We start from the raw sequence: 10,723 nt of genomic DNA on the forward strand, positions 1-10,723 counted from the left end.
GCCGGTGGGACGATCCCCGCGCGGGCGGGGACGACCCTTGCTGACCTGGGGGTTTATCGGTGAGGGCGGGCGAAAAGGATTAGTCCGTCGTAGTCGATGGGGTAGCCGCGGTCGCGGCCGGCGGTGCGGACGGCCCAACCCTGTTCGTTGTCGGCCGGTTCGATCATGACGGCTTGGCCGTCGCCGATGCGTTGGGCCAGGAGGGTCCACACGCGGTCTCGGACGCGGGCGCTGGGGTTGCCGACGAACACCCCGGCGGCGATCTCGATCATCCAGCGGGTGAGATGGCCGCGGAGCCCTTCGGCGGCCGCAATAAGCACGACGACGGTCATCAGGGGTCGGTCTGGCCGTCGACGTCGGGTCCGACGATGCCGAGGCTGATGGCGTCGTCCCATCCGTTGGCGTAGTCGGCGGCCCAGTTGACGCCTCCGGGGACCTGACCGTCGAGTTCGTCCCACAGGTGCAGGGCGTCCTGATCACCGGTCTCGGCCTGTTCGCCGTCGAGAAGCAGGTCCTTGAGGTCGCGGACGATCCGTCCCATGAGATGACCGTCGGCGACCTTGTCGCGGAAGGCGGTGCGGATGTCGCGTTCCTCGACGGTTCCGGCCGCGGCCAGATCGAAGGCGAGCGGAATGGTGTATTCCGCCTTGTAGAGGTCCGCGATGTCCAGAACAAAGGAGATCGCGGACCCGGTGTGAACGAAACCGAGTGCCGGGCTGGCGCCGATGCCGATGATGGCTGCGTGGCAGATGCCGTAGAGGCAGCTGTGCCCCGCGGAGAGCAGACGGTTGATGTCGTCGCCGTCGGCGAAGGGGTCGCCGTGGGTGTAGACCCGGCGGTTCCAGGAGACGCCGGTCCGTTCTGCGTGAGCCCGGTAGACCTTCTTGATCCGGGCGCCCTCCCGGCCGCGGAGCTGCTGCATGGTGGCGGTGCTGACGTCGTCGTCGGGGAAGCGCATGCCGTACATGCGGCGGGCGACGGCCAGTCGGTGCTGGGTGCGCGTGACGAGGTAGGCCTGCCGCATGAGCAGCCCGGAGCCGCGGCTGGGGCCGAGGCCTCCCGCATACATCCGCACGCCGCGGTCGCCGACCCAGCACACGGCCGTGCCGGAGTCGGCGAGCAGGCGGACGGCGGCGTGGGTGACCCGGGTACCAGGGCCGATAAGCAGGGTGGCGACGAAGGCCGCCGGGACGCGCGCGGTGCGTTCACGGTTGATCAGAACGACGGCATTGTCGTCCCGGTCGATGTGGCATTTCTCGACGTACAGGCTGGAGACCCGGTCCTCGATGCGGTGGAGGTCGAGGGGATCCGACGACCACCACATGTCAGCCACCCTCCGAGGGCGGCGTGGTGACAGGCGCGAGCGGGGCGAGGGTGAGCAGGCCGCAGCCGTAGGCCTTGGCCGCGCCGACACCGCTCAGGAGGGCGCGACGGGCCAGGTCGGGGTCGACGACGCGCAGCGCGCCGTCGAAGGTCGCGGTGCTGAGGACGACCTGGTGGCCTTTGTTCTTCCCGCCGTTCCCGCCGTCGGGGGGTCTTTTGCGGAAGGTGAGCCGTTCGCGGGCGTTGAGCTGGACGGCGGGGCCCGTTTCGGTGGTGAGAGGGGTGAAGCCCCAGCGGTCGACGCGGTCGGTGAACCAGGCGAGTTGCTGGCCGGCGGTGCGGTGCGCGACGCGGACGCCGCGGGGGCGGGGCCCGGCGAGCCGTTCCTTCTGGGCGACGGAGGGGCTGGTGGGCTGGCGGGTCGCGGCGACGGGGNTGGCGCGAAGCCGGAAGGCGAACTCGCGGCCAGCCTGGATGNGGTCCAGCAACGGCTGGTAGTCGCGGACGAGGGCCTGGGGATCCTCGGCGTTCGGCCAGCCGGCCTGTTCGACCAGATGCTCCCAGGACGGGCGCGACTCGGTGAGGATCAGGACCTCCGCACGATGCGGCCGGCCTGTTTCCAGCCGCCACAGCACCCGTTCCGTGACGGGTTGGCGGGCCAGGCCACCGAGGACAGNGGCGTGCATCCGCTCGGGGTTGCGCAGCAGGGACTGTGCGCCGGTGCGCAGCGGGTTGAGCCAGATGCGGGACAGGTAGGTCATCGGCGGCTCACCATCCCAGCAAAGCGAACGGATCATGGGAAGATCCGGTGCCGCCGGCGTCGTCGTCGAGGTCGACAAGGTCATACGGGGGCGGCAGGTGCACCCAGGTCTGATGGACGCGGCGGCTGCTGAACGCGCGGGTGCGGGGATCGAAGGTGGTGGGCAGATCCATCCGGACGTCCTCCCCGTGCGGGTCGTCGACGGTGACCGGCAGGTCGACGGTGCGCGGCTGGGGGCGCAGCGCGGCGAGGCGGTCGATCTGGGCGGCGCCCGCGGCCCAAGGCACCGCGGTCAGAACGTCCAACACGTCTCCCGGCCACAGCGGCCGGCCGGATTCGTCGTCTGGGGTGAGCAGCAGTGGTTGGGTAGGCGGGCAGGAACGGCGGCCGAGCGCCAAGGGGAACGCCGGTGCGCGGATCGCGTCGACAAGCGTGGTCAGCACCGGCTCGGGTGCGGCGACCGCGACCACGAACACGGCGTCCTGGAGGTAGAAGCGTTCCGTGACGTGGGTGTACTTCGCCGGGGATGTGAGCTTCTGCAGCCCCTTGGCGGTGACCGCCGCAGACGGTAGTGGACGGCCCCGATAGTCACTCACGGTGTGGTAGTCGCGTAGCAGGGTGCCGGGCTGGTCGGTGCGTACGCCGAAGGTGAGGGCGAGCAGGTCCTCGATCGGGTCGGCACGGCGGCGGCCCTCGGCTGCGGCGAGCAGGCCAATCAGGCCGCTCTTGGTCGGCTCGGTCAGCGTCTCCCGGCGGTTGAACATGCTGCCGCCGCCCCAAGACTGCACCGGCCCCGCCAGCCGGAGCACCAGGCAGCGAGAGTCGGCGCCGGTCATCGGGCCGCGCTCGCCAGCTGGTCCCGGGCCGCGTCCGCAACCGTCTCAATGACCTTGGTCAGGGGCGTCGACGGGCCCAGCGCCGAGGTGAGGACCTTGTCCCGTTCGGCATCATCCGGCGTGCGGTACGTGGAAGCGATCAGCTCGGGGCGCAGGCCCCACAGGTCTGCCGCGGTGGTCAGCTCTTTGGCGAACTGGTCGATTGATCCGTTGAGTACGCCCTTCTGCTGGGCGCGGACGGGCTGCTCGAACGCCGAGACCAGATTCACCGGCTGGTCGCCGCGCACGGCGACGGTCAGCAGGCTTGGGGTGGTGCGGTGCGCGAAGGAGTTCTCGTGCCCGGTGGGCATCGAGGTGGTGAACGCGGTGAGGAAGACCCGCAGCGCCTCGACCGCGGCCTCCGTGTCGCCGCCGAGGTTCTCGACGAGCTGGTGTAGACCGACGGTGGCGAACCGGTACAGCGTCGCCGACTGGAACTCGACCGTTCCGATCATTCCCGCGCCGGTGTCCTCCTTCGGGTTCTCGTCATCCACCGCGGTGTAGTAGTCGAACTCGACTTCCGCCGCATGGGTCGACAGGGCGTGCGCGACCTGGGTGGCCGCGTCGACGTTCAGCGCGGGCAGGTCGGCTACCATCCGTCCGAACAGCGCGACGTCGATCGGATGACCCGCGCCCAGCACCTCCTTCACCGGCACACCCTTGACCGCCTCGGCGAGCTCGGCGTCGTCGAGGCCGATCAGACGGGGCAGGTCCGGTTCGATCCGGTCGATGAGCCGCTCGAGCTGGGGATGCCCGAAGAACAGCAGGTAGGCGGTTTCCGCTGCTTTCTTCCCCGGTTTGATGCCGAGCTCGGCGAGCACGCTCGTCGCGACTCGGGTGCTGGCCTCGGGGTCAAGCTGGCAGCGGCCGACGAGCCGCTCGGCCAGCAACGCCGAAATCTTCTTCGTGCGGGTTCCCAGTTGCGCCGGGTCGATCTGGTCGGCGAAGGCGGTGCGGGTGGCCCGCTTCCACGCCTGCGACGATNCCCGGGCCCGCTTCACCCCGCCGTAGAGGGCCTGTTTCGGCGTGCCCGCATCGTCCCGATTGATATTCGACGGGGGGACGGTCTGAAGGATATGAATGTCAACATAGCAGCGCATAGCAACCGGTCTCTTTCTACTGGGGCAGGGAGTTGACTGGCAGGACCCGCCCGGCCGAGGCGCGGATCGTCATCGTCGCGATGCGGACGCGGAGGCCGCGGTCTCACTGTCGCGGTTCAGGAAGTACTGGGCCGCCCAGCGCCGGCGGACCTGGCCGAGGCGGGCTGGGCTCTGCCAGTTGACGAGGTCCCAGAACAGGGCGGTGTAGTCGAGTGGCCGCTGGATCTGCCGAAGCTGGCGGACAAGCCCGCGCAGGTGATAGCTCGCCTCACTCAGCGAGGTCGCGGTCGCGGCGGTCCCGAACCGGCGGTCGACAGCATCCGGGCTGAACTTCCCGCTCGCACGCAACTCCTTCACCGCCGTACCCAGACCGCTTCCCAGCGCATGGGCAGAACGTGGCAGCGACTGCTGATGGATGGCGAACAACGTGAGGGCGNCATGCTCCGCACGCAGCCGCGTGGTGAGATGGCCGTCGGCCTGCAGGGTGGTGTAGTACTGCCACATCTGCGGGACGCTGCCCGGCTCGCGGCCGACACCGCGCCGCAGCGCGGCCAGATCCGCGCCATCGGGCAGGTCCGCTCGATGTTCACGCTCCCAGAAGAAAGGCCGCTTTTCCCGGTTCGTGTCGGCGGATCGCGCCGCTGTTGATGTGGTGTCCGTTTCCGTGGTCATGGAGATGTTCCCCGTCCGTGAAAGGGCTGTCAGGCCGCCGCTTCGCCGTTCGGCCGGGCCTGAGTGTTCACCGGCCGGCCGAGGATGTTGTTGAGGGAGCGGCGGAACGATGCCTCGGCATTCGCCAGGCGAGGGCCGAAGCGCTGCTCGGGTTCCCGGCCGAGGAAGGTGGCGGGCTCGGCCGCGGACAGGACTGGATCGGCGACCTCCCAGGCCAGCCTGCGGGCAACGATCCGCCACGCCCGCTCGGCACCGTCGGCATCCCCGGGATGCAGCGCCAACCCGGCCAGCAGCCGGCGGACCGTCGGGGTGAGCAGATGGACGAGCACATCCCCGAGCCGCTGGCCCCGATCCCAGGGCAGCTTGTCCGCGCCCACCGCGGCCCGTAGATCGTCGCCCAGCCGGTTCGCCGCGATCCACAGATCCTCCGCCTGCCGGGCCACCGTCNACACGACGTCACGGACCTCGGAGTTCTCCGTCAACGCCGTGACCGGCAGCGGGATCTCATCGGTCATCACGTCCTCGATGACCGCGGACTGGTTGCCGTAACGAACCCCGACAGTGAGCACGCGCAGCGGCAGATCCTCGGCTACGTACTCGTCCAGCCGCAGCGCAGCGAGTTGCGTCAGCAGCGCCGACGAGGAGACGCGGTCGCTCGTCGGCGACGACGTGGCCAGCAGCGCCTCCAGACCCCGCCAGGCGGACCGGCCCGGCTGGTGGCGCACCGGCCGCTGCGGAGGTTCGTCCGACTTCGGCTTGTCGACCTGCCGCCAAGCCGTGTGCGGCTCCACCTCATGCGCCGACCCCCTCAGCCGATCACCCGCGGCCAGCACCACCTGCCGCACCACCGCCCCGCCGGGAGCCGCATCCTCCAGCTCGGCAACCAGCCGCACCCGCCGCGCCTGCCAGGTCAGCAGATCGAGCAGGCCGCGCGCGCCACGGGAACTCCAGCCAGGCCCAGCAGCCGCCTCCGCCCGCCACTGCGGCCGATCACCTGGGTTCACGCCCTGCGGCAGGATCGGCAGGTTCAGCAACAGCGTGTGAAAGAGGGTGGCGCCGAACGGAACGATCACGCCCAGCTGGCCGACCGGCCCGGTGGGGTTCCCGGTGGTCTTACCCGCTTTCACCGCCGGGTCGTCGACCGCCCCCGACTTGATGGCCGCAGTGTCCCAGCAGTGCACCGACAGCAGGGCCCGCGCCGCCCGCGCCGGGGTCAGAGCAGGCGGATCGCTCTCCGCCCGGGCGCTGAACAGTGGCACGTTGTTCCCAGCCGCGAGCCGAGGAATCAGCAGCGANACCGGCTTCGTCTCACCCTTCGCGGTCCGCAGCCCCGCCACCTGCGCAAACGGCCGCTCGGGATGGAACAAGTCGAAACAATCTACAGCGTGGTGCTTGAAGTACTTATCAAGCTGCTTAAGCCGCTCATCGCAGAACTCGCCGTCTTCCCACCACGACGACCACTCCTCCCGGTCCCTCGGCGCTCCACAGGCATCGATCAGCACTGGCAGGAGCACCTGACGCAGTACGGCCACAACCTCAAGGGGATCGTCCACCGCGAAACCGTCGAACAGGTGCGCCTCGNNGAGCGCCCGGCGAATCCCGACCTCGACGCGCTCTCCCTCAGCCATCACCGGTATCCACGGCTGCTCCACCAGATCGAACCGGCCCATCCGCCCTCCCCCATCAGAAATCGATCTACCTGCGCACACAGGTCTATCAAGCCCCACCGACAGTTCTGGAACCCGGCGCGTCGCCTCACCGGGATCAGTTGTCGCGACGGCCCGCGGAGCGCCCACCTCGCCGACGATTGCGACGACGCGACGATCTTTCACGATGACGTAGCCAATCGCGCAGCAGACCGCGCCGATGCTTTGAGTCCTGTGGGAACACAGCTCGGAGTGCACCGAGGATCCCCCAGATCATCATGGTCAGGACGACCGCCCACGCAGGTGCGGTCGGGACTGCTGCGAGGGCCGGCGGTCCCCACACGATCATCCCCGGGCCAGCAGGGCGCACCCAACTCCTCCGGAGCCCAGTTCCGCGGTAAGGCTGAGTACCGGATCGGGCGCGCGGGAGGAGACTGCTGATCCACACGGTTCAGGACGATAGCCCACACTCCAGATGACTGTTGAAGCGGGCCCCTGTCAGCGCTACCCAACCGGGCACCCGTGGCGCGCCGAACCGGCCAGCTGGCATCCGNACGCGATGCAGGAGCCACGGAAGTTGGTAGCTTGGGGTAGCCCAGCCACGCTGGGGTCGTCCGCGGGCACCTGTGGCGCTGCCGTTGTCCCCGCCATCGCGGGGTTCCACCCACCCGAAGAGATCCCGAGTTCGGGTGACCCCGAGGCATGTGCACCTAGAGTTACCTGTGCCCATGGGTCCATGGATGCCCGAGCCGCTCGTGTGACAGGCCGGTCTCGTGGCTGTAGCTCAGGCGGTGGCCGCCCAGCGTTGTCGACAGATCGTCGTCGAGAACGAGGGCGCGGGCTCGTCGTAGCCAGGGGTCGCCCTGCCAGCCGGGTAGCGGGGCCAGCTCTTTGATCGCGACGGCGGTCAGTGCCTTGTTCGCAGGCAGACGGACCGTGTCTGCAAACACCTGTTCCAATAGCGTGTCGTCGGAGATGGCCGCCTCGCCGTGCCTGCCGAGGCTGCGGCCGGCGAGCGAGCGGTAGCCGCCGGCCGGATCGCCTCGGACCAGGACGACTTCGACGGACTCGTCGCCGTCCCGGACCACGGCCGCGACCCGCTCCTCCGTGGTAAGCACGGCTGTCGCCCGCTCGTGCAGGCCCTCCAAGGTCTTCACGCCCAGCTTGTCCGGACCGGACAGGAGGAAGTCCGCGGCGCGGACCGTACGGTCCGCCTCGCGGTCGGCCCATTCCTGCCGATACCGGGTGGCGCTCTGCGTCCAGGCGTCCGGCCCGAGTGGCTCGTCGCCGTAGCCCGCGGTGACCAGCTCGGGAACCTGTGCCGGGATGGACCAGCCCGCTCCCGCCGCAGCCTCCAGGACGAGAGCCGCCGACCGCAACAGCAGATGATCGCCATAGACGGCGCGGCTTCCACCCGGCCATCGCGGCAGGCCCTCAGCGTCGACACGAAGCCCACAGACGATCACCTTGGGCTCGCGTCCTCGATCCGGGCGANGGTGCCGGAAGAGTCGGCCGGCACGCTGGAGCAGCAGGTCGATCGGCGCCAGATCACTTACCAGGAGATCCACGTCGACATCGAACGATTGTTCGGCTACCTGGGTCGCCACCACGACGAGCCGGCCAAGGCGAGCCGTGCCCCGGCCCGGTGGTCCAAGCAGGTCCACCACAGTCTCGGTGCGGGCCGCGCGTTCCCCTGCGACGAGGCGAGCGTGGAGCAGCACGACGTCCTGGCCGAACTCCGGGCGTATCGCAGCATAGACGTTCTGGGCGCGGGCGACCGTGTTACACACGACCAGCGCGCACCCGCCACCACCCACCTCGCGGATCACCCGGTCGGCGACGGCGTCGACGGAGAAGTCCGCGTTCTCCTCCAGAACCTCCACCTGGACCGGCGGCAGAGTCATCCAGGCCGCGTCGGTTGCCTTGCCGAAACCGGGTACGCCGTCGTGCGCCCAGGCGGTAATTACCCGCGGATATCCCCGGGGAGCCGGCAACGCCGAGACATCGATATCTCGTTTCTGTAGCGCCCCCTGGAGGTAGGCCCGGACAAGCTCAGCACGCTGAGCAGGTGGGAGCGTGGCAGACAGAAGAATCACCGGCACTCCGGTGTCCGCCAGCCACCGCAGCGCCTCGAAGAGAAACTGAGCCATGTACACGTCATAGGCATGCACCTCGTCGAGGATGACCACCCGCCCGGCCAGGCCGGCATGGCGTAGCATCACGTGCTTGGTCCGCGTGGCCGCATGCAGAAGCTGGTCTATGGTGCCCACCGTCACCGGCGCCAACAGGCCCCGCTTCGGGCCGAGAAACCATTCAGCCGCAGCCACCCCATCGATCGTATGGCGCGGACCCGTCGTGGTCGCCCCGCCGACGCCGAACTCATCGGGCAGACCATATTCGTCAAGCTCGTCATCGATCCCGGTGAAGGTAACCTGCGATCGAAGCGCCGCCCATTCCTTGTTGAAACGCGCTCGCCCGTGCAGCAGGCCGAGGGGAACCTCCGGATCGATGGATAACGACCAGGTCCGCACCCTGCCGAACATCGGGTCGCTGGTCGCCTGAGTCGGCATCCCCACGAACACCCCGTCAGCACCGAACCGGCGCGCCAGGACTTCGGCCGCGCCGAACGCCGCCTCGGTCTTGCCCTCACCCATCGGCGCCTCAATGATCATAAGGCCAGGGGCCGGCATCTCCTCAGCCAGCCGCACCGCACTGCTCTGCACCGCCCGTGCCGACCGGCCAAACCGATGCTTGATCAAATCCGGCTCACCGCCGACGCTGGGAGCCAGCCGCTCGACGCGCCACCCTCCTCGCAGTCCCAGCCGATCCCAGGCCAACCTGGCCCGCTCGCGCGAGCACGCGAGCGACACCTCGGCGAGGTCCGCCTGACCCTGAAAATGGTTCCCATCGCTGGCGATCCAGTCCGCCATGATGATCAGGCCCGACACAGCAAGCTGGTTGCCACGGCGAGGAGTCCTCACCTCGGCAAGCGAGGCGAGATCAATACCGAGCTCGGCGGCAACCCGATCGACGAACGCGGCCTGGGCCTGCGCCCACACGCCTCGCCCGTGCGCATTCGGAGTACTTGGCTTCAGCCGATCGGCACCCGGCACCAGCCCGTGATGACCAGCGATCAAAGGCCAGGTCCAGCTACATGCCGACGGCCGCCATCCCGCTTCGCGTAACCGACGTTTGACGATGACCGCACCTGCTCGCGCGTGATGCCATCGCCGACCCTGATCGACGGTAAGAGTCCCCCAGTCCAAACCGGCGGCTCGGACCTGGTCGGCCAGCGCGGCTTCCTTCATCTGGAACGCCGGGGTCGCCTTACCCACATCATGCAGTCCGCACAGAAGAGCGAACAGCGACCGCCCTCGGCCCTGGCTACAGTCATCGAGAAAACGCCGTACTACGGGCGAGAGGAAATTATCCCAGACAAGCTCCGCAACAGCCGCAGTGTCGAGCAGATGCCCGAGCAACAGGTGCATCGACTCTGGCGCCTTCGACTTCCCCCACACCACTGCCAACGCGTCATCCATGGACCACATCCCCCNAGTAGGGCCATCGAGCTCACTATCCAACCATGCGATTCGCAGCCCACCATCAACACCCNTCGACCGATCAGATGCCACGTCTACCCGAGGCCGACCCGCACTCCCAGGTGCCCGCCGTCCCTCATCCGGAACCGCAGGTCAGCTGTCCGCAAGGATGATCCCCGCGCGAGCAGGGACGACATGTGATGCTCCGAGACGAGCCGGGCGAGCCCAGCGAACATTCCCGCGCGGGCGGGAACGACGACGCCGATGGTGAAAGGATGATGAAGAGGACGGAAGATCCCCGCGCAGGCGGGGACGACAGCCCCTCGACCTTGGAGAGGTCCACCCCGTCCGGAAGATCCCCGCGCAGGCGGGGACGACGTGACCTCGTTATCCAGCGCGGTGTCAATGTGCGGAAGATCCCCGCGCAGGCGGGGACGACCCCGGTGCAGGACGGCGGTGAGACGGATCCCGGGGAAGATCCCCGCGCAGACGGGGACGACCCGCCTCGCGGCTGCCCCGAGTGCCCTGAGGCGGAAGATCCCCGCGCAGGCGGGGACGACATTTCTGCTCGTTCCCCGGCCGGTCCGGGCGAGGGAAGATCCCCGCGCAGGCGGGGACGACGACGGAAGCGCTGCCGTTCCGGGAAGCACCGCGGGGAAGATCCCCGCGCAGGCGGGGACGACGCATCGCGGGCGATGCACTCGTTGACGTCACACGGAAGATCCCCGCGCAGGCGGGTACGACACCAGCACAGCGGCGCGTGCGGCCCAGAACAGGGGAAGATCCCCGCGCGGGCGGGGACGACTGG

The 10,723-nt window shown here is 69.0% G+C and carries 6 protein-coding genes and 10 pseudogenes; all 16 read right to left on the minus strand.

Annotation, left to right across the window (positions count from 1 at the left end):
- Positions 1-53: 53 nt before the first annotated feature.
- Positions 54-332, minus strand: coding sequence for a type I-E CRISPR-associated endoribonuclease Cas2e (gene cas2e, locus FF86_RS29680; protein WP_044888549.1), 279 nt, complete (start codon positions 330-332; stop codon positions 54-56).
- Complete coding sequence (gene cas1e / locus FF86_RS29685) at positions 332-1,324, minus strand: type I-E CRISPR-associated endonuclease Cas1e (RefSeq protein ID WP_082122351.1); 993 nt, start codon at positions 1,322-1,324, stop codon at positions 332-334. The genes cas2e and cas1e overlap by 1 nt, the downstream gene beginning before the upstream one ends.
- Position 1,325: 1 nt before the next feature.
- Positions 1,326-1,758 (minus strand): type I-E CRISPR-associated protein Cas6/Cse3/CasE (locus tag FF86_RS60760; protein ID WP_242419869.1); only part of this gene is annotated, 433 nt, incomplete at its 5' end.
- 43 nt (positions 1,759-1,801) lie between these two features.
- Positions 1,802-1,999: pseudogene (locus FF86_RS60770) on the minus strand (type I-E CRISPR-associated protein Cas6/Cse3/CasE); the annotation flags it as partial.
- 1 nt (position 2,000) lies between these two features.
- Positions 2,001-2,120, minus strand: a pseudogene (locus FF86_RS64490) (type I-E CRISPR-associated protein Cas6/Cse3/CasE); the annotation flags it as partial.
- The gene (cas5e, locus tag FF86_RS29695; protein ID WP_044888546.1) at positions 2,092-2,919 is read right to left on the minus strand and encodes a type I-E CRISPR-associated protein Cas5/CasD; all 828 of its coding nucleotides are present in this window, start codon (positions 2,917-2,919) and stop codon (positions 2,092-2,094) included. The pseudogene FF86_RS64490 and the gene cas5e, both read right to left, overlap by 29 nt.
- Positions 2,916-3,942: type I-E CRISPR-associated protein Cas7/Cse4/CasC (gene cas7e / locus FF86_RS29700; RefSeq protein WP_242419870.1), on the minus strand; the 1,027-nt coding region annotated here is incomplete at its 5' end. The genes cas5e and cas7e, both read right to left, overlap by 4 nt.
- A gap of 1 nt (position 3,943) precedes the next feature.
- Positions 3,944-4,058 (minus strand): annotated as a pseudogene (locus FF86_RS60780) (type I-E CRISPR-associated protein Cas7/Cse4/CasC); the annotation flags it as partial.
- Positions 4,059-4,127: 69 nt separating this feature from the next.
- A partial coding sequence (gene casB / locus FF86_RS60785; RefSeq protein ID WP_242419871.1) for a type I-E CRISPR-associated protein Cse2/CasB occupies positions 4,128-4,494 on the minus strand: 367 nt, incomplete at its 5' end.
- A 1-nt stretch (position 4,495) separates the two neighbouring features.
- Positions 4,496-4,730 (minus strand): annotated as a pseudogene (locus FF86_RS60790) (type I-E CRISPR-associated protein Cse2/CasB); the annotation flags it as partial.
- A gap of 29 nt (positions 4,731-4,759) precedes the next feature.
- Positions 4,760-5,177 (minus strand): annotated as a pseudogene (locus tag FF86_RS60795) (type I-E CRISPR-associated protein Cse1/CasA); the annotation flags it as partial.
- A gap of 1 nt (position 5,178) precedes the next feature.
- Positions 5,179-6,025, minus strand: a pseudogene (gene casA / locus FF86_RS60800) (type I-E CRISPR-associated protein Cse1/CasA); the annotation flags it as partial.
- 1 nt (position 6,026) lies between these two features.
- Positions 6,027-6,311, minus strand: a pseudogene (locus FF86_RS60805) (type I-E CRISPR-associated protein Cse1/CasA); the annotation flags it as partial.
- Positions 6,312-6,313: 2 nt separating this feature from the next.
- Positions 6,314-6,400, minus strand: a pseudogene (locus FF86_RS63435) (hypothetical protein); the annotation flags it as partial.
- Between the two features lie 692 nt (positions 6,401-7,092).
- Positions 7,093-7,870 (minus strand): annotated as a pseudogene (locus FF86_RS63440) (CRISPR-associated helicase/endonuclease Cas3); the annotation flags it as partial.
- Between the two features lies 1 nt (position 7,871).
- A pseudogene (gene cas3 / locus FF86_RS29715) lies at positions 7,872-9,924 on the minus strand (CRISPR-associated helicase Cas3'); the annotation flags it as partial.
- Between the last annotated feature and the right edge of the window lie 799 nt (positions 9,925-10,723).

This window comes from Frankia sp. CpI1-P (assembly GCF_001421075.1).
GTDB classification, from domain to species: domain Bacteria; phylum Actinomycetota; class Actinomycetes; order Frankiales; family Frankiaceae; genus Frankia; species Frankia torreyi.

What these genes read in the sequence shown, in the direction of transcription:
- cas5e (WP_044888546.1), bottom strand. Translation starts at nt 2,919, where the DNA reads ATGACCGGCGCCGACTCTCGCTGCCTGGTGCTCCGGCTGGCGGGGCCG.
- cas1e (WP_082122351.1), bottom strand. Translation starts at nt 1,324, where the DNA reads ATGTGGTGGTCGTCGGATCCCCTCGACCTCCACCGCATCGAGGACCGG.
- cas2e (WP_044888549.1), bottom strand. Translation starts at nt 332, where the DNA reads ATGACCGTCGTCGTGCTTATTGCGGCCGCCGAAGGGCTCCGCGGCCAT.